The sequence below is a fragment of the Alsobacter ponti genome (genome assembly GCF_024294805.1).
Classification (GTDB): domain Bacteria; phylum Pseudomonadota; class Alphaproteobacteria; order Rhizobiales; family Beijerinckiaceae; genus Alsobacter; species Alsobacter ponti.
This window is the reverse complement of the sequence record NZ_JANCLU010000027.1, coordinates 18,969-39,963: the sequence shown is the minus strand read 5'-3', so window position 1 is coordinate 39,963 and position 20,995 is coordinate 18,969. Positions and strand designations below refer to the sequence as shown.

General features: G+C 70.4%; 18 protein-coding genes. 12 read left to right on the top strand and 6 right to left on the bottom strand.

The features are described from left to right. The first annotated feature begins 66 nt into the window (after positions 1–66). From NK718_RS19940 to NK718_RS19900, 9 genes are all read left to right on the top strand, one after another. Positions 67–558, top strand: coding sequence for a tripartite tricarboxylate transporter TctB family protein (locus NK718_RS19940; RefSeq protein ID WP_254745967.1), 492 nt, complete (start codon positions 67–69; stop codon positions 556–558). Positions 559–565: 7 nt separating this feature from the next. Beyond that, positions 566–2,068 (top strand): tripartite tricarboxylate transporter permease, encoded by a 1,503-nt coding sequence (locus NK718_RS19935; RefSeq protein ID WP_254745965.1) that lies wholly within the window; start codon positions 566–568, stop codon positions 2,066–2,068. Positions 2,069–2,236: 168 nt separating this feature from the next. Continuing rightward, a complete protein-coding gene (locus NK718_RS19930; protein WP_256515736.1) occupies positions 2,237–3,283 on the top strand; it encodes an ABC transporter ATP-binding protein in 1,047 nt (348 codons plus the stop codon). After that, the gene (locus NK718_RS19925) at positions 3,280–4,401 is read left to right on the top strand and encodes an ABC transporter ATP-binding protein (RefSeq protein ID WP_254745961.1); all 1,122 of its coding nucleotides are present in this window, start codon (positions 3,280–3,282) and stop codon (positions 4,399–4,401) included. The genes NK718_RS19930 and NK718_RS19925 overlap by 4 nt, the downstream gene beginning before the upstream one ends. Before the next feature lie 73 nt (positions 4,402–4,474). After that, positions 4,475–6,022: an ABC transporter substrate-binding protein gene (locus NK718_RS19920; RefSeq protein ID WP_371877328.1), complete on the top strand. Its 1,548-nt coding sequence runs from the start codon at positions 4,475–4,477 to the stop codon at positions 6,020–6,022. A 73-nt stretch (positions 6,023–6,095) separates the two neighbouring features. Continuing rightward, complete coding sequence (locus NK718_RS19915; protein ID WP_254745959.1) at positions 6,096–7,040, top strand: ABC transporter permease; 945 nt, start codon at positions 6,096–6,098, stop codon at positions 7,038–7,040. Beyond that, positions 7,040–7,918, top strand: a complete 879-nt coding sequence (locus NK718_RS19910) for an ABC transporter permease (protein ID WP_254745957.1) — start codon at positions 7,040–7,042, stop codon at positions 7,916–7,918. Before NK718_RS19915 ends, NK718_RS19910 begins: the two co-directional genes overlap by 1 nt. Positions 7,919–7,955: 37 nt before the next feature. Beyond that, positions 7,956–9,749 carry a gamma-glutamyltransferase family protein gene (locus NK718_RS19905; protein ID WP_254745956.1) on the top strand — a complete coding sequence of 598 codons (1,794 nt, stop codon included), beginning with the start codon at positions 7,956–7,958 and terminating at the stop codon, positions 9,747–9,749. Between the two features lies 1 nt (position 9,750). Next, positions 9,751–10,473, top strand: a complete 723-nt coding sequence (locus tag NK718_RS19900; RefSeq protein ID WP_254745954.1) for a DUF1028 domain-containing protein — start codon at positions 9,751–9,753, stop codon at positions 10,471–10,473. Here NK718_RS19900 and NK718_RS19895 read toward each other — a convergent pair. Continuing rightward, positions 10,458–11,120, bottom strand: a complete 663-nt coding sequence (locus NK718_RS19895) for a TetR/AcrR family transcriptional regulator (protein WP_254745952.1) — start codon at positions 11,118–11,120, stop codon at positions 10,458–10,460. The two genes, NK718_RS19900 and NK718_RS19895, sit on opposite strands and share 16 nt — an antisense overlap. Positions 11,121–11,292: 172 nt before the next feature. Between NK718_RS19895 and NK718_RS19890 the strand changes: the two genes are divergently transcribed. After that, positions 11,293–12,480 (top strand): HlyD family secretion protein, encoded by a 1,188-nt coding sequence (locus NK718_RS19890; RefSeq protein WP_254745950.1) that lies wholly within the window; start codon positions 11,293–11,295, stop codon positions 12,478–12,480. 67 nt (positions 12,481–12,547) lie between these two features. Continuing rightward, positions 12,548–14,122: a DHA2 family efflux MFS transporter permease subunit gene (locus NK718_RS19885; protein ID WP_371877329.1), complete on the top strand. Its 1,575-nt coding sequence runs from the start codon at positions 12,548–12,550 to the stop codon at positions 14,120–14,122. A gap of 57 nt (positions 14,123–14,179) precedes the next feature. Here NK718_RS19885 and NK718_RS19880 read toward each other — a convergent pair whose 3' ends face one another. Next, complete coding sequence (locus NK718_RS19880) at positions 14,180–14,689, bottom strand: Spy/CpxP family protein refolding chaperone (RefSeq protein ID WP_254745948.1); 510 nt, start codon at positions 14,687–14,689, stop codon at positions 14,180–14,182. 546 nt (positions 14,690–15,235) lie between these two features. On the opposite strand from NK718_RS19880, the gene NK718_RS19875 reads away from it, so the two are divergent. Next, entirely contained in the window at positions 15,236–16,159 is a 924-nt protein-coding gene (locus tag NK718_RS19875) for an MBL fold metallo-hydrolase (protein ID WP_254745946.1), read from the top strand. Between the two features lie 7 nt (positions 16,160–16,166). On the opposite strand, the gene NK718_RS19870 is transcribed toward NK718_RS19875, so the two are convergent. From NK718_RS19870 to NK718_RS19855, 4 genes are all read right to left on the bottom strand, one after another. Further along, positions 16,167–18,359, bottom strand: coding sequence for a CHASE2 domain-containing protein (locus NK718_RS19870; protein WP_254745944.1), 2,193 nt, complete (start codon positions 18,357–18,359; stop codon positions 16,167–16,169). A gap of 165 nt (positions 18,360–18,524) precedes the next feature. Then, complete coding sequence (locus NK718_RS19865; RefSeq protein ID WP_254745942.1) at positions 18,525–18,899, bottom strand: BA14K family protein; 375 nt, start codon at positions 18,897–18,899, stop codon at positions 18,525–18,527. Between the two features lie 121 nt (positions 18,900–19,020). Continuing rightward, the gene (locus NK718_RS19860) at positions 19,021–20,178 is read right to left on the bottom strand and encodes a mandelate racemase/muconate lactonizing enzyme family protein (protein ID WP_254745940.1); all 1,158 of its coding nucleotides are present in this window, start codon (positions 20,176–20,178) and stop codon (positions 19,021–19,023) included. A gap of 25 nt (positions 20,179–20,203) precedes the next feature. Then, positions 20,204–20,944 (bottom strand): ribonuclease activity regulator RraA, encoded by a 741-nt coding sequence (locus NK718_RS19855; RefSeq protein WP_254745938.1) that lies wholly within the window; start codon positions 20,942–20,944, stop codon positions 20,204–20,206. Positions 20,945–20,995 lie beyond the last annotated feature (51 nt).

The window sequence follows — 20,995 nt, the reverse complement described above, 5'->3', positions numbered from 1 at the left end:
CTCTATTGCAACAACTGCCGCTCAACAACAGCGCGGGACGCGGGACCGCCGGGCACGGACAGACCAATGACGCCAGCCGAAGGTGGTTCCGGAGACGAACCCGGCGCGCCGCTCAGCGACCGCGCGTCGCGCGACGTCGCGGCGGGGCTGGTCCTGGTCGCCGTCGCCCTGTTCGCGCTGTGGGCGGGGGCGGACCTTCCGCTCGGCACGCTGAGCGCCATGGGCGCGGGCATGCTGCCGCGCTCGCTCGCGGTGCTGGTCGGCCTGTTCGGGGTCGCCATCGCCGCCTCGGGCTGGCTGTCGGCGGGCGAGGGGCTGGGGCGCTGGAGCCTGCGCGGCCCGTTCTTCATCCTCGGCTCGGTGGTGGTGTTCGCGGCGACGGTGCGCTCGCTCGGGCTCGCCTTCGCAGGGCCGCTGTCGATGCTGGTCGGGTGCCTCGCCAGCCACGAGACGCGCTGGGGCGAGGCGGCGCTGTTCTCGGTGGCGCTGACGGCGTTCTGCATCGTGCTGTTCAGGTCGCTGCTCGGCCTGCCGATCCCGATCGCCTGGTTCCTGTAGGCGCCGCGTGGGAGACCTGTTCGGCAACCTCCAGCTCGGCTTTTCCGTCGCCCTCGGCTGGCAGAACCTCGCGCTGTGCTTCGTCGGCTGCCTGGTCGGCACGCTGATCGGCGTGCTGCCGGGCGTCGGGCCCATCGCCACCATCGCCATCCTCCTGCCGGTGACGTTCAAGCTGGACCCCGCCGGGGCCCTGATCATGCTCGCCGGCATCTTCTACGGGGCGCAGTACGGTGGTTCGACCACGGCGATCCTCGTCAACATCCCCGGCGAGGCCACCTCCGTCGTCACCACGCTGGACGGCCACCAGATGGCGCGCCAGGGCCGCGCCGGCGTGGCGCTTGGCATCGCCGCGCTCGGCTCGTTCTTCGCCGGCACGGTGACGACGGTCATCGTCGCCGCGCTCGGCGGCCCGCTCACCGCGCTCGCTTTGCTGTTCGGCCCGGCGGAATATTTCTCGCTGATGGTGATGGGCCTCGTCTTCGCCGTGGTGCTGGCCCGCGGCTCGCTCCTCAAGGCGCTGGCGATGGTGCTCACGGGGCTGCTGCTCTCGACCGTGGGCACGGACCTGGAGAGCGGGCAGGCGCGGATGACGCTCGGGCTCGAGGCCCTGATCGACGGCATCGACTTCGCCGTGCTCGCCATGGGCGTGTTCGGCTTCGCCGAAATCCTGCGCAACGTCGAGACGCCGGAATCGCGCGACGTGGTGCGCGGGGAGATCGGTCCGCTGCTGCCGGACCGCGCCGATCTGCGCCGCTCCGCCTGGCCCGTGGTGCGCGGAACGCTGGTCGGCGCGCTGCTCGGCATCCTGCCCGGGAACGGCGCGGTGCTCGGCCCCTTCGCCTCCTATACGCTGGAGAAGCGGCTGGCGCGCGACCCGCGCCGCTTCGGCCGGGGCGCCATCGAGGGCGTGGCCGGGCCGGAATCGGCCAACAACGCCGGCGCGCAGGCCTCCTTCATCCCGCTGCTGACGCTCGGCATCCCGCCCAACGCCGTGATGGCGCTGATGGTGGGCGCCATGACCATCCACGGCATCATCCCCGGCCCGCAGGTGATGACCAAGAACCCGGACCTGTTCTGGGGCATGGTCGCCTCGATGTGGATCGGCAACGCCATGCTGCTGGTCATCAACCTGCCGCTGGTCGGGGTGTGGGTGCGGCTGCTGAAGGTGCCCTACCGGCTGATGTTCCCGGCCATCCTGCTGTTCTGCTGCATCGGCATCTACTCCATCAACAACAACGTCATGGACGTGGCCCTGGCGGCGTTCTTCGGCGGCGTCGGCTATGTCCTGATCAAGCTCGGCTTCGAGCCCGCGCCGATGCTGCTCGGCTTCGTGCTCGGTCGGCTGATGGAGGAAAAGCTGCGCCAGGCGCTGATCCTCTCGCGCGGCAGCTTCGCCACCTTCGTCGAGCGTCCGGTTTCGCTCGGTCTGCTGCTCGCGGCGGCGGCAATGCTGGCGATCGCCGTCGTCCCGGCGATCCGCAGGGGGCGCGACGACGTATTCACCGAATGATCGGGCGCGGCGCGCCGCCGTCCGGTTCCACCTTCCGGGATTCCTCGACCCTGGGCCTCCCCGGCCCGCCTTTCGCCGCCCGATAACCCGCCTGCCGGGGTCGAGCGGGGTTGAAACCGATTTCATGCGGCTTAGGATCAGCGCGTGCCCGCAACCAAGAACACCGACATGCCCTTTTCGTCGTCCCTGGCGCCGCGCCCGTCCGAGGCCGGAGAACCCGTGCTGCGCGTCGAGGGCCTCGGCGTGGCCATCGGCCCGGCCGAGCGGCCGGTGACGCTGGTCGAGGACGTGTCGCTGGAGATCGCGGCGGGGCGCACGTTGTGCGTGGTCGGCGAATCCGGCTGCGGCAAGAGCCTCACCTCGCTCGCCATCATGGGGCTGCTGGCGACGCCGCCGCTGCGCGTCGCGTCCGGCCGCGTGCTGTTCGAGGGGCGCGACCTGCTGACCATGGAGCCGCGCGAGCGCGCCGACCTGCGCGGCGACCGCATGACCATGATCTTCCAGGAGCCGATGACCTCGCTGAACCCGGCCTTCACCATCGGTGACCAGATCGCCGAGGTCGTGCGCCGCCATCGCGACATTTCCGCCGAGGCGGCGCGGGCCACGGCGCTGGAGATGCTGCGCCGCGTCCGCATCCCATCGCCCGAGAAGCGGCTCGACGAATATCCCCACCAGATGTCGGGCGGCATGCGTCAGCGCGTCATGATCGCCATGGCGCTGGCCAACGGCCCGCGCCTGCTGATCGCCGACGAGCCGACCACGGCGCTGGACGTCACCATCCAGGCGCAGATCCTGTCGCTCGTCCGCAATCTCCAGCGCGAGACCGGCACGGCGCTGCTGCTGATCACCCACGACCTCGGCGTCGTCGCCGAGGTCGCGGACGAGGTCGCCGTCATGTATGCCGGCCGCATCGTCGAGCGCGGGCCGGTCGAGGCCATCTTCGACGACCCGCAGCACCCTTATACGATTGGCCTGATGGGCTCGCTGCCCTCGCTGGCCGGCGACCAGGAGCGGCTGGTGACCATCCCCGGCTCCGTGCCGCCGCCCGAGCGCATGCCGCGGGGCTGCCGGTTCTCGCCGCGCTGCCCCTTCGCAATCGCCGGGTGCCACACCGCGCCGCCGCCCTTGGCCGAGATCACGCCCGGTCACTGGGCGGCCTGCATCCGCGCGCCGCTGGAGGCGTTCGTCGGAGCGCCCGCCGGGGAGGCCGCATGAGCACGATCCTCGAGGCGACCGACCTCACCAAGCACTTCCGCAGCGGCGGCGGCCTGTTCCACAAGCCGACCATCGTGCGCGCCGTCGACGGCGTCAGCTTCGCCGTCAGGACCGGCGAGACGCTCGCCATCGTCGGCGAATCCGGCTGCGGCAAGTCGACCGTCGGCCGGCTGGCGCTGCGCCTGCTGGAGGCGACCTCGGGCTCGGTGAAGTTCGAGGGCAAGGACCTCGCGTCCATGGACGAGGACGCGCTGCGCGGCCTGCGCCGCGAGATGCAGATGGTGTTCCAGGACCCGTTCTCCTCGCTGAACCCGCGCATGACGCTCGGCGACATCGTCGGCGAACCGCTTTGGCTTCACGGCATGGGCTCGGCGCGGGAGCGGCGCGAGCGGACGCGCGAATTGCTGAGCATCGTCGGGCTGCGGCCGGAGCACGCGCAGCGTTATCCGCACGAGTTCTCGGGCGGCCAGCGCCAGCGCATCGGCATCGCCCGGGCGCTCGCCTCCAACCCGCGCCTCGTCATCGGCGACGAGCCGGTGTCGGCGCTGGACGTGTCGATCCAGGCGCAGGTCATCAACCTGCTGGAGGATCTCAAGGATCGCTTCTCGCTCACGCTGGTCATCATCGCCCACGACCTGGCGGTGATCCGCCACATGAGCGACCGTGTGATAGTCATGTATCTCGGCAAGATCGTCGAGACCGCGCCCACCGCCGCGCTCTACGCCGAGCCGCTGCACCCCTATACGCGCGCATTGCTGGCAGCGATCCCGCTGCCCGCGCCGGGGCTGCGCGCCGAGCGCAAGCTGCTGGAAGGCGACATCCCGAGCCCGGCCAACCCGCCGTCCGGCTGCCGCTTCCACACGCGCTGCCCCTTCGCGCAGGCGCGCTGCCGCGAGGAGGAGCCGGCGCTGCGCGACGCGGGAGGCCGCGAGGTCGCCTGCCACTTCTACGAGACGCTGCCACGCGCCGACGCGGAGCGCGCCGTCGCCATCCCGGAAAGCGCCGCGAAGCGCCGCCGCATGGCGCTCTATCGCGAGCACCGGGACCGTCAGGAATCGGACGCCGCCGCGGCGGCGCCCGCGGCTACCGCCGGCCGCGCCCTGGAGCCTTCGGCCTGAGGGTGCGCCGACGCAGACAGGCTCGCGGCCGGCCGACGCCGGCCCGCGCGTCATCAACGAGGGGAGACGAACGATGAAGCAATCACCACGCAGACAGCGCCGCCTGGGGGCGTCGCTGTTCCGGGCCGCGCTGCTCGGAACCCTGGTCGCCGGTTTCGCCGGGGCGGCGGCGGCGCAGTCGCTGCGCGTCGGCCTCGCCGAGGATCCGGACGTGCTCGACCCGCACCAGGCGCGCACCTTCGTCGGGCGCATCGTCTTCACGGCGCTGTGCGACAAGCTGGTCGACATCACGCCGGAGCTGCAGTTCGTGCCGCGCCTCGCCACCTCGTGGGAGTGGGGGCCGGACACCAAGTCGCTCACCTTCAAGCTGCGCGAGGGCGTCAAGTTCCATGACGGCGAGCCCTTCAACGCCGAGGCGGTGAAGTTCAACATCGAGCGCGCCAAGACCCTGCCGGAATCCCGCCGCAAGAGCGAGATTACCTCGGTCGCCAGCGTCGACGTGGTCGACCCGATGACGGTGCGGCTCAACCTGTCGCAGCCCGACGTCACCGTGCTGGCCCAGCTCTCCGACCGCGCCGGCATGATGCTGTCGCCCAAGGCGGCCGCGGCCGCGGGCGCCAACGCCGGCGCCAAGCCGGTCTGCTCGGGCCCGTACAAGTTCGTCGAGCGCGTGCAGAACGACCGCATCGTGCTGGAGCGGTTCCCCGACCACTGGAACAAGGGCCAGTACGCGTTCGAGAAGATCACCTACCTGCCGATCCCGGACTCCACCGTCCGTCTCGCCAACCTGCGCTCCGGCGACCTCGACATCATCGAGCGGCTGGAGCCCACCGACGTGAAGACCGCCAAGGGGGACGCCAACCTCAAGACCGCCTCGGCGGTCGGCCTCGGCTACCAGGGCCTCAACATCAACGTCGCAAACGGCGAGCGCGCCAAGAACCCGCTCGGCCAGGACAAGCGCGTGCGCCAGGCGCTTGAGGCGTCGATCGACCGCGACGCCATCAACCAGGTGGTGTTCGAGGGCCAGTTCACCCCGGGCAACCAGTTCTTCCCGCCCAACAACCCGTATTTCGCCAAGGACATCCCGATCGGCGCGCGCGACGTCAAGAAGGCGCAGGCGCTGTTGAAGGAAGCCGGGGTGAAGACGCCGGTCGCGGTGGAAGTGACGATGTCCAACAGCCCGCGCTCGCTGGCCATCATGCAGGTCATCCAGTCGATGGCCAACGAGGCCGGCTTCGACGTCAAGCTCAAGTCGACCGAGTTCGCCACCATGCTCAACGAGGGCACCAAGGGCGACTTCCAGGCCAACCAGTACGGCTGGTCCGGCCGTCCCGATCCGGACGGCAACATCCACGCCTTCGTCACCTGCAAGGGCGGGCTGAACGACTGGAAGTACTGCAACCCGGAGGTTGACAAGCTGCTCGACCAGGCCCGCACGGTCGCCGATCCGGCCAAGCGCAAGGAGCTCTACACGGCGGCGCAGAAGATCCTGCACGAGGACCTGCCGATCATCCACCTCTACCATGAGAGCTGGATCTGGGGGATGAAGAAGAAGCTCGAGGGCTTCACCCCGCATCCCGACGGCATGATCCGCCTCGAAAACGTGAAGATGGCGTCGTGACCGCCTCCGCCAGTCGGCGCGGCCGCGAGCCGCGCCGACCGGCGGCCCGTTCCATCCACCAGCGCGGGGACTGATGATCTCCTTCATCGCACGCCGGATCGTCATCGCGATCCCCACCATCGTGCTCGTCTCGATCTTCGTGTTCGCGCTGCAGAAGATGCTGCCGGGCGACCCGATCCTCGTGCTCGCCGGCGAGGAGCGCGACCCCATCGTCATCGAGGCGCTGCGCGAGAAGTACCGCCTCAACGATCCGCTGCCGGTGCAGTATTTCGCCTGGGCCTGGCAGGCGCTGCACGGCAATCTCGGCATCTCGCTGCGCACCAACGCGCCGGTGCTGGACCTCATTCTCGAGAAGCTGCCGGTGACGCTGCAGCTGGCCGCGATGGCGATGAGCTTCGCGCTGCTGATCGGCATTCCCGCCGGCGTCATGGCGGCGGTGAAGAAGGGCACGGCGTGGGACTACCTCGCCACCGGACTGGCGCTGTGGGGGCTGTCGATCCCCAACTTCTTCCTCGGCATCATGCTGATCTTCCTGGTCTCCGTACAGCTCAACTGGCTGCCGGCCTCCGGCTACGTGTCGCTCGGCGAGAGCGTGTCGCAGAACCTGCGCACAATGATCATGCCCGCCTTCGTGCTCGGCAACGCGCTCGCCGCCAGCATGATGCGCCACACGCGCAGCGCCATGCTGGGCGTGCTGAAGCAGGACTATGTGCGCACGGCGCGCGCCAAGGGCCTGCTGGAGCCGCGCGTCATCCTCAAGCACGCGCTGCGCAACGCGCTCGTACCGGTCGTCACCGTCGGCACCCTGCTGTTCGGCGAACTGCTCGCCGGGGCGGTGCTGACGGAGCAGATCTTCACCATCCCGGGCTTCGGCAAGCTCATCGTCGACGCCGTGTTCAATCGCGACTACGCCGTGGTGCAGGGGGTGGTCCTGTGCACGGCGCTGGGCTACATCGCGCTCAACCTGCTGGCGGATGTGCTCTATGTCGTGCTCAATCCGCGCCTGAGGGCCCGCTGATGTCCATCGCACTCGAAAGCGCCGCGCAGCAGGAGGCGGCGGTTCCGCGCAGCCGCTTCTGGGGCAAGCTGCTGCGCAACCGCTCGGCCGCGATCGGCCTGACGCTGGTCGGGCTGTTCCTGCTGCTGGCCATCGTCGGGCCGTCGCTCGTGCCGTGGGATCCCATCGCGACGTCGTGGACCACGGTGCGCAAGCCGCCGAGCGCGGCCCACTGGTTCGGCACGGACGAGCTGGGACGCGACGTGCTGGCGCGCGTGCTGTCGGGCGCGCGGGCGTCGCTGACGGCGGGCGTCATCTCGGTCTCCATCGCGGTCGCCATCGGCGGGCCGCTCGGCGTCGCCGCCGGCTATTTCGGCGGCTGGACGGACACGATCATTTCGCGCTGCACCGAGGCGCTGCTGGCCTGCCCGTTCCTGATCCTCGCCATCGCGCTCGGCAGCGTGCTCGGGGCGAGCCTCACCAACGCGATGATCGCCATCGGCATCGCCGCCGCGCCGATCTTCATCCGCCTGACGCGCGGCCAGACGCTGAGCGTCAAGACCGAGGACTTCGTCGAGGGCGCGCGCGCCATCGGGCTGCCGCATCGATGGATCATCGCGCGCTACATCATCCCCAACATCTTCGCGCCGATCCTGGTGCAGGCCACGCTGATCGTGGCGCAGGCGATCATCGCGGAGGCGAGCCTCTCCTTCCTCGGCCTCGGCCAGCAGCCGCCGGCGCCGAGCTGGGGCGCGATGCTGAGCACGGGCAAGAACTTCGTGCAGCAGGGCCAGTGGTGGATGTCGGTATTCCCGGGGGTGGCGATCTTCTTCACCGTGCTCGGCTTCAACCTGCTCGGCGACGGCCTGCGCGACGCGCTCGACCCTCGCGAGAGCTGATTCCAAAATTCACAGGAAACGTCCAGGAGTTCGATCCGTGTTCACTACCCGCCCCGAGATCCTCGGCACATTCGGCGTCGTCACGTCGACGCACTGGATCGCGTCGTCCGTCGGCATGTCCATTCTCGAGAAGGGCGGCAACGCCTTCGACGCCTGCGTAGCGACGGCGCTCGTGCTGCAGATCGTCGAGCCGCACCTGGTCGGCCCCGGCGGCGACGTGCCGGCCATCATTCACTCGGTCCGCACCGGAAAGACCGAGGTGCTGTGCGGGCAGGGCGTCGCGCCGGCCCGCGCCACCATCGAGGAATACCGCTCGCGCGGGCTCGAGCTGGTGCCGGGCTCCGGCCTGCTCGCCACCGTCGTCCCCGGCGCGTTCGACGCCTGGATGCACCTGCTGCGCGACCATGGCACGATGACGCCGCGCGAGGTGATGGAGCCGGCCATCCACTACGCGCGCCACGGGCATCCGATGCTGCCGCGCGTCGCCGACACCATCGCCCAGCAGGCGGCGTTCTTCGAGAAGGAATGGCCGACCTCCTACGCCACCTGGCTGCCCGGCGGCCAGGCGCCGCAGGCGCGCAAGCCGTTCCGCAATCCGGTGCTGGCCGACACCTACGAGCGTATCTGGCGCGAGGGCGAGGCGGCCGGCGGCAGCCGCGAGCGCCAGGTGGAAGCGGCGCGCGCCGCGTTCATGAAGGGCTTCGTGGCCGAAGCCATCGACCGCTTCTGCCGCACGACCGAGGTGATGGACAATAGCGGCCAGCGCAATTCGGGCGTGCTGACCGGCGACGACATGGCGCGCTGGCAGTCGACCTTCGAGCCGCCGCAGACCTACGACTATCACGACTGGACGGTGTGCAAGACCGGCCCGTGGGGCCAGGGCCCGGCCTTCCTGCAGTCGCTGTCGCTGCTGAAGGGCTATGACATCGCCGCGCTCGATCCCAAGGGGGCGGACTTCATCCATCTCGTCACCGAGGCGATGAAGCTCGCCTTCGCCGACCGCGAGGCCTATTACGGCGACCCCGCCTTCGTGGACGTGCCCATGGATCGCCTGCTGTCGGACGCCCACGCGGCCGAGCGGCGCGCGCTGATTGGCGACACCGCCTCCCGCGAGCTGACGCCGTCGCGCCTGCCCGGTTTCGAGGCGCAGGTCGACGCAACCCTGGCGGCGCTGGCCGGCATCTCCAGGCCGAAGACGGCGCAGGACGCCGACGAGCCGACCATGGCTCAGATGCGCAGCGCCAAGCGCGGCGACACGGTGCACATCGACATCATCGACCGCTGGGGCAACATGATCTCGGCGACGCCCTCGGGGGGCTGGCTGCAGTCCTCGCCGGTAATCCCCGAATTGGGCTTCCCGCTCAATTCGCGCGCCCAGATGTTCTGGCTGACGCCCGGCCTCGCCGCCAGCCTCGCGCCCGGCAAGCGGCCCCGCACGACGCTGACGCCGTCCCTCGCCCTGCACGAGGGCAAGCCGCGCCTCGTCTTCGGCACGCCCGGCGGCGACCAGCAGGACCAGTGGCAGCTGCCGCTGTTCCTGCGCCGCGTCCATCACGGGCTGAACCTGCAGGAGGCCATCGACCTGCCGCTGTTCAACACGTCGCATTTCCCCTCGTCGTTCTTCCCGCGCGAGTCGAAGCCCGGCCATCTGATGGTCGAGGAGACGGTCGGCGAGGCGACGCTGGAGGAGCTGCGCCGGCGCGGCCACGCCGTCGAGGTCGCGCCCGCCTGGACGCTGGGCCGCCTGACCGCCGCCGAACGCGATCCGGACGGCCTGCTGCGCGCCGCCGCCACGCCGCGGCTGATGCAGGCCTACGCGGTGGGGCGCTGACATGACCTGGTCCATCGTCGCGCGCGACACGGCGACCGGCGGCTTCGGCGTCGCGGTGGCGACGCGCTTCTTCGCCGTCGGGGCGCTGTGCCCCAACGGCGCGGGGGGCGTCGGCGCGCTGGCCACGCAGGCGCTCATCAACCCGCTCTACGGCCCGCGCGGCGTGCGCCTGCTCGCCGACGGCTTTGCCGCCGCCGACGTCGTGGCGGCGCTGACCGGCAGCGACCCCGGGCGCGAGTCGCGGCAGCTCCACGTCATCGACGCGCACGGCCGCAACGCCGCCTTCACCGGCGCGGAGTGCGTCGACTGGTGCGGCCACGCGCTGGCGGAGAACGTGTCGGTGGCCGGCAACATGCTCGCCGGGCCGGCGGTGGTCGCCGACACGCTGGCCGCCTACCAGGCCCATGCCGGGCTGCCGATGGCCGAACGCCTCATCCGGGCGCTCGAGGCGGGCGAGGCGGCGGGCGGCGACAAGCGCGGCAAGCAATCCGCCGCGCTGAAGCTGTGGGGCGGCGAGGAATACACCGCGCTCGACCTGCGGGTCGACGACCACCCCGATCCGCTGGCCGAGCTGCGCCGGCTGTATGAAGTGGCGAACGAGCGCTTCGTGCCGTTCTCTCGCGCCTTCGCGACGCGCGACAATCCCGGCGGCGTCACCGATCGCTCCGAAATCGAGCGCTTCGTGGCCGAGCACCAGGAAAAGCGCGATCAGTCCCGCCGATAGGCGCGCATGAACATTGCCACCGCCGCGTCGACCACCCGGTCGACGACGGCCTGGCGCTCGGAGTCCGCCAGCTCGACCCCGAACAATGCGGGGCGGATGACGCCGCTCTGGCACAGATCCAGGAACTGCGCGGCGGCGAGCGTGCTGTCGGGGATCGCCAGTTCGCCAGCCGCGACGCGCTCGTCGAGCCAGGCCGCGATGCGGCGAATGGTGGAGGCCGGTCCGCGCTCGTAGAAGCCGCGTCCGACCTCGGGCATCCGCTCGGCGATGGCCATGGCGGTGCGCATGGCCCGCAGCACCTTGGGCTGGCTGAGGAACAGCACGAGGCCGCGCCCGAAGCGGCGCAGCGTCTCCGCGGTCTCCAAGCCGGGGTCCGGGACGAACTCCGCCTTGAAATGGAGGCGGCGCTCCTGCTCCATCATGGCGACGAAGAGCTGCTCCTTGTTCTCGAAATAGACGTAGAGAGTGCCCTTGGAGACGCGCGCCGAGCGGGCGATCTCGCCCATGCTGGCCCCCTCGAAACCCCGGTCGAGGAACACGCGGCGGGCGCCATCGAGGATCTGCTGGCGCTTGGCCGGATCCTGCCCGTCGCCGGAGGGCGCGGGCGGCGGCGGGGCGGCGGATTTCGACCTCGACGCGGTCTTCACGTCTTCGCGACTCCTGAAGGGCGGGGGAACGGAACGGATGCGTTCGCGTCCAAGTGCGCGGGCTGCGGGACTTGATATCGCAGGGAACGACCTATATGACAAGGCGAGATTGACCGAACCGTTCGGTTCGATCAGGTGGCGCGGCCCGGCCCGCCCAATTCAAGAGACCACCATGTCCGACGCCAAGTCCCCCGAGGCCGCCGCCCAGGCGGCGACGCCCCCGGCTTCCCCGTCCCAGGAGGTGGCCATGCCCGCGCGGGCCGGCCATCCCGCCGGGCTCGAGGGCGAGGTGCTGCGGCCGCGCCGCTCGCGCAAGCGCCTGATTCTGCCGCTGGTGGCGCTCGCCGCTCTCGGCGCCGGCGGCTACTACGGCTACGGCTACTACACGACGGGCCGCTTCATCGTCTCCACCGACGATGCCTACGTGAAGGCGGATGTCACGACGCTGGCGGCCAAGGTGCCGGGCTACATCGCCGAGGTGGCGGAGCCCAACAGCCACGTCCGCGCCGGCGACGTGGTCGCGCGCATCGACGACGGCGACTACCGGCTGGCCGTCGAGGCGGCGCGCGGCAAGCTCGCCACGCAGCAGGCGACGGTGGAGCGGTACTCCCGCCAGATCGAGGCGCAGCAGGCGACGCTCGCCCAGGCGCGCGCCCAGCTCACGGCGGCCGAGGCCGACGCCGCACGCGCGGAGGCCGATTTCCAGCGCGCGACCCAGCTCGCCGCCGCCGAGTACGGGTCGAAGCAGCGGCTCGACGCCGCCCGCGCGGAACGCGACCGGCTGCAGGCGGGCGTCGAGGCGGCCCGCGCGGCGATCGCCACGGCGCAAGCCAATATCGAGGTCACCCGCGCCCAGCAGGAGGAGGCGCGTGGCGCGCTCGCCGAACTGCGCACCGCGCTGGCGCGGGCCGAGCGCGACCTCTCCTTCACGGTCGTCACCGCCCCGGTGGACGGCGTGATCGGCAACCGCGCCGCCGAGCGCGGCAACTACGCGCAGGCCGGCGCGCGTCTGGCCGCGCTGGTGCCGCTGCACGCGGTCTATGTCGAGGCCAATTTCAAGGAGACGCAGCTGGCGCGGCTGAAGCCGGGGCAGGCCGTCGACATCGACGTTGACGCGCTGCCCGGCCACACGATCCATGGCCGCGTGGAGAGCTTCGCGCCGGGCTCGGGCTCGGTGTTCAGCCTGCTGCCGCCCGAAAACGCCACCGGCAACTTCACCAAGATCGTGCAGCGCGTGCCGGTGCGCATCTCCATCCAGTCGCCTGTCGACGAGGGCGCGCTGAGGCCCGGCCTGTCGGTGGTGGCGCAGGTTCGCACGGCCGATCCGGTGTCGGCGTCCAAGGAGCTGGCGGCGCGCTGAGCGCCGCGTTCCGCTCGCGGGGATCAGGTCCATGAGCGTAGCCACATCCGCGCCAGCCCGGCCGCCGCTGGCCGCGGCGGCGTCGGCGGGGCCGGGTACGCACGCCGCCGCGCACATGCCGGCGCGGCGGGTGTTCGCGTTCCTCGCGATGGTCTTCGGCATGTTCATGGCGATCCTCGACATCCAGATCGTGTCGGCGTCGCTCGCCGAAATCCAGGCCGGCCTGTCCGCCTCGGCGGAGGAGATCGCCTGGGTGCAGACGAGCTACCTGATCGCCGAGGTCATCATGATCCCGCTGTCGGGGTTCCTCGGCCGCGTGCTGTCGACGCGCATTCTGTTCGCCGTGTCGGCGGCCGGCTTCACGGCGGCGAGCGCGCTGTGCGCCACCGCCGGCAGCCTCGAGCAGATGATCGTCTACCGCGCCATCCAGGGCTTCATCGGCGGCGGCATGATCCCCAGCGTCTTCGCGGCCGCCTTCACCATCTTCCCGCCCTCGCGGCGCAACATCGTCTCGCCGCTGATCGGCCTCGTCGCGACGCTGGCGCCGACCATCGGCCCGACGGTCGGCGGCTACCTCACCGACCTGTTCTCCTGGCACTGGCTGTTCCTAGTGAACCTCATCCCCGGCATCGGCGTGACGCTGGCGACGTGGTTCCTGATCGACTTCGACCAGCCGCACTTCGAGCTGATGCGGAAGTTCGACTGGTGGGGCCTGCTGTTCATGGGCCTGTTCCTGGGCACGACCGAATACGTGCTGGAGGAGGGCGTGCGGAAGGACTGGTTCCAGGACGACCTCATCCTGACGCTGACCGTCGTCGCGGCGACGTCGGGGGCGGCGTTCTTCTGGCGCGCGCTGACGGCTGAGGAGCCGATCGTCGACCTGCGCGCCTTCAAGGACCGCAATTTCGCCGGCGGCTCGCTGTTCTCCTTCGTGCTCGGCATCGGCCTTTACGGGCTCACCTATCTCTACCCCGTCTATCTCGGGCGCGTGCGCGGGCTCAGCGCGCTGCAGATCGGCGAGACGATGTTCCTCACCGGCCTGTGCATGTTCCTCACCGCTCCGCTCGCCGGGCGGCTGATGGGCAAGCTCGACCCGCGCGTCATGCTCAGCCTCGGCCTCGCCGGCTTCGCGGCGGGCACCTGGATCGCCTCCGGCATCACCAAGGACTGGGACTTCGACGAGCTGATCTGGCCGCAGGTGCTGCGCGGCGTGTCGCTGATGTTCTGCATGGTGCCGATCAACAACCTCGCGCTCGGCACGCTGCCGCCGGCGCGGATGAAGAACGCCGCCGGCCTCTACAACGTGATGCGCAATCTCGGCGGCGCGGTCGGCCTCGCCGTCATCAACACCGTGCTCAACCAGCGCATCGATTTGCACGTGGAGCGGCTGCACGAGCGGATTGCCTATAGCCGGGGCGTCGCCGTCGACACGCTGGCGGCCATGCAGCAGTCGCTGTCCCGGCTCGGCTCCGACGCCGAGACGGCGGCGCTCGCCAAGATGGCGGCGCTGGTGCGCCGCGAGGCGCTGGTGATGGCCTTCGGCGACGCCTTCCTGCTGCTGACCGTGATGTTCGTCGCCATCGCCGCGATGGGCTTCCTGCTGAAGAAGCCCGGGGCCCCGGCGGGCGGCGGCGGCCACTGACACGGAGAACGCCGTGTCCCGGTGGGACACGGCGTTGCGGGCGTCGGCGCGGGAGGGTCAGCCGCGGCGGCCGCCGCCCCAGCCCGGGCCGCGGTCCATCCAGCGCAACTGGTCGCGCTGCTTGTCGGTGAGCTTGGCGTAGAGCGCGTTGAACGGCTCCTTCACCGTCCGCAGCGCGTCCAGCCCGGCGGCCATGCGCTTCTCGGCGAGGGCCAGGCGAGCCGGGGGCGTGCGGTCGGCCAGCTCCGCGTCGGTCGGGCAGGCGGCCTTGAGGTCGCTTTCGGCCTTGGTCATCGCCGTCTTCAGCGCCTCGAAGGCGGCCTTCTGGTCGTCGGTCAGCTTGAGCCGCGACTCAAAGCGCGCCGAGACGCGCGGCACGACGGACTCCTTGGCCTCGCACAGCCGCGAGCCCATCATCATGGGCCCCACCGCCATGTGCCTGCCGCCCATCATCCCGTCGTGGCCCATCGGCCCGTCGTTCATGCGGCCCTGCGCCAGCGCGTAGCCGCCCGCCGAGACGGTCGCGGCGAGCGCGAGGGCGATCGCTGTGTTGCGTGAGAGCGCCATTGGAAAGACCTCCTGTCCGGCGCCCGATGCGCCGGGTCACCCCACGACACGCCCGGACGCCCTTCCGCGCTGCTACGGCCGGATTAAATTTCGGCAATGCTGGACGCGATCACCTGGAAATGAACGTTCCGTTGCCGGAACGGGTGTAATATGTGTGAATTATCCATGCGCCCTCTCCAGAGGAGGATGCGATGACCATGGACACTATTGGCAACTGGTTGTTCGCAACGCTGCTCGCACTGTCCCTCGGACTCGCGGCGCTGCTGCCCATCTGACCCCGTCCCCGTTAACACTGTGTGTGCTCGCGCACACGCCGATCCGGCGCGATTGCGGCTAAAAGCCTTGATCTGCGTTCAGTTATTAGCCGTTGGCAGATCAGTAGGGTTAATTTTTAAAGCTTTTGCGTAAAAGCTTTCGTCCAACGGCTCAAGACCGGCCGTCCGACGCCTTGCCTGTACGCGGCAAACGGGCTTTTGTCAGAGCCAAGCCGCTGGAAAGGTCGGCTGCGGATCGGGCGGCGCGGGGTCGTCGCCGAGGGACGTGAACATGAGCATCACAGGGCGCGCCGGACTTGCGGTCCAGGGCGCAACCCCCACTACCTGCGAGGAAGCGGGCCTCTTCGACGGCATCTCGGTGCGCTTCTGGGGCACGCGAGGCTCGTTCCCGGTCGCCGACTCGCGCTTCATGCGCTACGGCGGCAACACCTCGTGCGTCGAAGTCAGGGTGGCGGGCCGCCTGTTCATCCTCGACGCCGGCTCCGGCCTGATCGGCCTCGGCCAGATGCTCCAGCACACCGGCCCCATCGACCTGCTACTCAGCCACCTCCACCACGACCACGTCACCGGCCTCGCGTTCTTCCAGCCCCTCTTCAAGCCCTGCACGACGCTGCGCATCCATTGCGGCAATCTCGGCGGGGAATCGGCCCGGGCGGCGCTCGACCGCATGTTCGACGAGCCGCTGTTCCCGCTGCGCCTCGACCAGCTCTCCGCGCGGATCGAGCATATCGGCTTCGAGGCCGGGGAGACGCTGCATTTCGAGGACGGGCTGAAGGTGCGCACCTGCCCGCTGGTGCATCCGGGCGGCGCGACCGGCTACCGCTTCGACCATAATGGCCGCAGCCTGTGCTACGTCAGCGACGTCGAGCACGCCGCGAACGGGCCCTCGCCCTCCCTGGTGTCCTTCGTGGAAGGGGCCGACCTGGTCATCTACGACACCACCTACACCGAGCAGGAATACGTCAATCATCGCGGCTGGGGCCACTCGACGTGGGAGGCCGGCGTCGAGCTGTGCAAGGCCGCCGGCGCGCGTTCGCTGGCGGCGTTCCATCACCATCCCTTCCGCGACGACGCGGCCCTCGAGGCCGTCGAGGCGCGCCTGGCCGAGGCCTTGCCCGGCTCGTTCGTGGCGCGCGAAGTCCAGTCCTGCGTGCTGAGCACGCACCACGAATACCCGTTCATGATCGGCGTCTGACGCCGGCTCAGGCCCGCGCCTCGGCCGTTTGGGCGACGCGCCTGTCCAGCCTGCGCTCCCACTCGTCGTAGGCGCGCCCGTAGGCCGCCGCTTCCGGCCGCGCGCGCAGCCGCGCCAGCAGCCTGCGGGCGCGCGGCTCTCGCCCCATCACCGCCTCCAGGGCCGCCTCGTGCTCGGCCAGGAACGCCGCGAAGTCCGGCGGACAATCCTCCATCCGCCCGTGCAGCGCGTAGACGCGTGTGAAGCGCGCCTTGCCCTTCAGGCGCACCGTGTCGAGGGGCACGAAGGCGAAGCCGCGCGCCGCCAGCGCCACCGGCTCCGACACCAGGATCGGCACGCCGTAGACGCGCGTCAGCGGCTCCAGGCGCGCGGCGGTGTTCACCGTGTCGCCGACGGTGGAATAATCGAAGCGCAGGGCGGAGCCCATGTTGCCGACGCAGGCCATGCCGGTGCCGATGCCGATGCCCAGCTCCAGCGGCCCTCGGGCCGCCGCCTCCGGCCCGATCTCCTGCGCCAGCCTGCGCTCGATCTCGGGCAGCCGCCGCTGCATGGCGAGCGCCGTGCGGCAGGCGCGCTCGACGTGATCGGGGAGGTCGAGCGGCGCGTTCCAGAACGCCATGAGGCCGTCGCCGATATATTTGTCCACCGTGCCGCGCTCGGCCAGCACGGCCTCGGTGAGCGGCGTGTGCAGCAGGTTGAGCAGGCGGATGACGCTCTCGGCCGGCATGTCCTCCGAGCGCGCCGTGAAGTCCCGAAGGTCGGAAAACAGCACCGTCAGCGGCTTCGTCTCGCCGCCGAGCTTGAGGCGGCTCGGGTCGGCGGCGATGGCGCGCACCACCTCCGGCGCCACGTAATGGGCGAAGGCGGCGCGGATGCGCCGGCGCTCGCCGTCCGATTGCAGCACCTTGAGCACCGTGGCCGTGACGTAGACGCCGAGCGTCGCCAGCGCGGGCGCGATCCCGTCGATGAGCAGCCCCAAGCGGTCGAAGGCGAGCCAGCTCCCCGCAGCCATCGCGGCGAGGCTCGCCGCCACGACCGCCGCGGCCGGGGCCGGCGCGACCAGCCGGGCCAGAGCGCCGGCCAGCAGCGCGCCGAGCGCCGCCAGCGCCAGCTCGAGGCCCGGTGCGTAATCCGGCCGCACCAGCGACACGCCGGCCAGCATCTGCTCCAGCAACTCGGCGTGAATCTCGACGCCCGGCACGCTGCTCTGCGCGGGCGTCGACCGGATGTCGGAGAGCGCCGAGGCGCTCGACCCCACCAGCACGATGCGCCCGCGCACCTCGTCGGGCGCGAGTTGGCCCGCCGCCAGTCGCCAGAACGGCAGCACCCTCTCGGGCCGGGAGCCCGCGTAGCGGATGCGCAGCGAGCTGTCGCGGTCCGTCGCGAAGGTCAGTTCGCCGACGCGCACCGCGTTGACGCCGCTGTGGACGCCGAACGCCTGTTCGCCGCTGGCGTTCGACGCCTTGACCATGATGGTGGAGGCGTCCCGCGCCACGCGCAGCGTCTCCAGCGCCAGGGCGGGCGCGATGCGCTGCCCAACGGCGAACAGCAACTGGACGCGCCGCACGATCAAGTCGCGGTCCGGAGCCCAGTTGACCGCGCCGACGCCCGTCGCCGCGGCCGCGAGGGGAGGGAGCGGATCCACCGCGCCCCGGAACCGGTGCAGGAACTGTGAGGGCTCGTCCCCCGAGGTTGCGAACGCCGCCTTCACGGTGGGGGCGCGGTCGCTGTCGTTGACCAGCGCGACGCCGAGCGCGCTGCGCGCGTCGGCCAGCGCGGCGGCCAGCCTGTCGTCGTGCGAGCGCCCGGCCACGAGCTCCGCGACCCGGGCCTTCTCAGGTCCGTCCGGCAGTTCGCGCAGCAGCCGCTCGGGCGAGGTGCGGTCGGGCTCCGCCAGCACGAGGTCGAGCGACACGGCGGCCGCGCCATACGTCGTGAGCTTCGACACGGCGTCGGCCAGAACGTCGCGCGGCCATGGCCACTGCCCAAGCCGGCGCAGGGATTCCTCGTCGATGTCGAGGATACGGACGGGGGACGCGGGGTCGTAGCGACGCGGGGAGAGCCGCTGGAACGCGTCGAACACGCCCTCGCGGACTGCCTCCACGGCCGGCCCGCCCGCCACGACGAGCGGGGCGACCGCAAGCGCCGGCAGGGCGATGACGAGAGCCTCGAGAAGAAACCTTCCCGCCGAAAAGCGCATCCGCAATCCATGACGCGCGCGAGGCGCGCGGAAATCAAATCAAGCAATCGGGGGCAGCATAATCGGCAACGCCGCCGGGGCCAAGCGCCGGCGGGCGGGGGGCCAGTCTGTGAATCCGCCCGGGCGGCGTCGCCGCCCGGGCCGAGAGGTCGCCCTAAGCGACGGTTACTGGCAGAGATGGACCATGCCGTCCTCGCCGACGAACATGCCGGTCGACGGGTCGAAGCTCTTGTACAGCTTGGCGCAGCGGTCCCACGCGTCCTGCGTGCGGCGGTCCATGACGATCACGCCGCCCGGCGCGATGGAGCCCGTGGCCATCGGCTCGGACACGACGTAACGCGGACGCGACGCGTCCACGGCCGTTCCGGCCGCCATGCCGGCCATGCCGCCGACTACCGCGCCCACCGGCCCGCCGACCAGCGCGCCCGTGGCGACGCCTGCGGCCGTGCCGCCCACGACCGCGTTCTGGGCCATGGCCGGCCCGGACGCGCCCGCCCCGAGGGCCAGCGCGAAGACAGCTCCCGCAATCAGACGTTTCATGACGATCTCCTTCGTTCGAGAACCGTCGAAACGCCATGTCGCCGGGGTCGGTTCCGGCAAAGTCCCGGCCGACGCCGTCCGCGCGGCGCTGTCTGGGCCTGGAATCCCCTTGCGTGAAACCCTATTCGAAGACGCCGTAGCCCGGGACGGCGTGCTTGCGGACGCCCTCCATGTTCAGCTCCACGCCGATGCCCGGCGCATCGGGAAGGGCGATGTGGCCGTCCTTCACGATGGACCGGCCGCCATCGGGAACGTGGACGTAGCTGTCCCACACCTCGCGCTCCTCCAGCGCGTGCCATTCGAGGACGAGGAAGTTCGGCACCGTCCCGCAGACATGGCATGTCGCCATCGTGCCGAGCGGCGTCGAGACCAGATGGGGCGCGAACGGGATGTAGTAGACCTCCGCCAGATGGGCGATCTTCCGGCTCTCGGACAATCCGCCGCACTTGGGAACGTCCGGCATCACCACGTCGGCGCCCTGCTGCTGGAACAGCTCGCGGAAGCCCCAGCGCAGATAGAGGTTCTCGCCGACGCAGATCGGCGTCTTGCTGCGCATGCGGATCTGCTTCAGCGCCTCGACGTTTTCCGCCGGGATGGGCTCTTCCAGCCAGAGCAGGTTGAAGCGCTCCATCTCGCTCGCGATGCGGCAGGCGCTCAGCACGTCGTAGCGGGCGTGGAGGTCGATGCACAGGTCGATGTCGGGCCCGACCGCGTCGCGAACGGCCGCCACGCGCTCCACCATGGAGCGCAGTTCCGCCCCGTTGATCGTGTGGTTGACCGCGTCGAACTTGGCGGGGTGCTTCAGATCGTCGATGTCGAACTTGAGGGCGGTGAAGCCCTCCGCGACCATGCGCCTGGCCCTGGCGGCGCAGCCCTCCGGCGAGCCGGACGGATCGTCACCGTCGCCGCAATCGGCGTAGAGGCGGATGCGGTCGCGGAACTTCCCGCCGAACATGCGATAGAGCGGCTGGCCGGCCGCCTTGGCGGCGAGATCCCACAGCGCCATCTCGATGCCGCTCAGCGCGATCAGGAAGACCCCGGACTGCGCGCCGGAGAACACGTGCTTGCGCCGAAGCTTCTCCCAGCAATATTCGACGTTGCGAGGGTCCTCGCCCAGCAGTTCGGATTTCAGCTCGGAGATCAGCCCCACAATGGCGGCGGCGCCGGCGTCGGGGTTCGCCTCGCCGAAGCCGGATATTCCGGCGTCGGTGTCGATGCGCACCAGCGTCGCCTTGCCGTGATAGGCGACGACGGCTGTCTTGATATCGGTGATCTTCATCGGTCTGGGGCTCTCGGTCCGCGGATCAGGACTTCCTGTTGGCGGCCCGCCAGGCCTCGTACTCGTCGTTGGCGCTGGGATGCAGCGGGTAGTAGCGCTGCAACGGCGCGCCCTGCATGAGCTTCTCGCGCGAGAACTCTTCCCACTCGTGATGCTTGTGCGCTTCGTCGATCACCGCCCTCGCCATCGAGACGGGCACCACCACCACCCCGTCGTCGTCGGCCACGATGATGTCGCCGGGCATCACGGTCACGCCGCCGCAGGCGATCGGCACGTTGACCGCGTTGGGGAAGATGCTCGTCTGCACGTGGTAGTTCGGCGTCCAGCCGCGAAGCCAGAGCGGAAGGTCGAGCTTCTGGACGTTGGGCCGGTCGCGCATGCAGCCGTCGATCACGATGCCTGCCCCGCCCCGTCCCTTGAAATAGGTCGACATCATGTCGCCGAACACGCCCGAGCTCATGTCGCCGCGCGCGTCGACGACCACCACGTCGCCTTCCTGGGCATGATAGAGCACGTGCCGGTGCAACTGCGTTTCCGGATCGGCGTACTCGCCTTCGGAAAACAGGTCCGGCCGCTGCGGCAGGAACTGCAAGGTCAGCGCCGGCCCGACGATCGACTTGCCGGCGTTCTGCGCCACCGGTCCCACCATATGCGGGTTGCGATACCCCATGTGCCCCAGCGTGCCCGCCACGGTCGCGGCGCCGATCTCCTTGAGGCCGTCGATCAGGTCCTTGGGAGGGCGAACGATGTCGGATGTGTGCGTCATGGTGACCTCGGCTTCACGCTGGTTCCGTTGGAGTTCTGGTGGCGCCGCCAT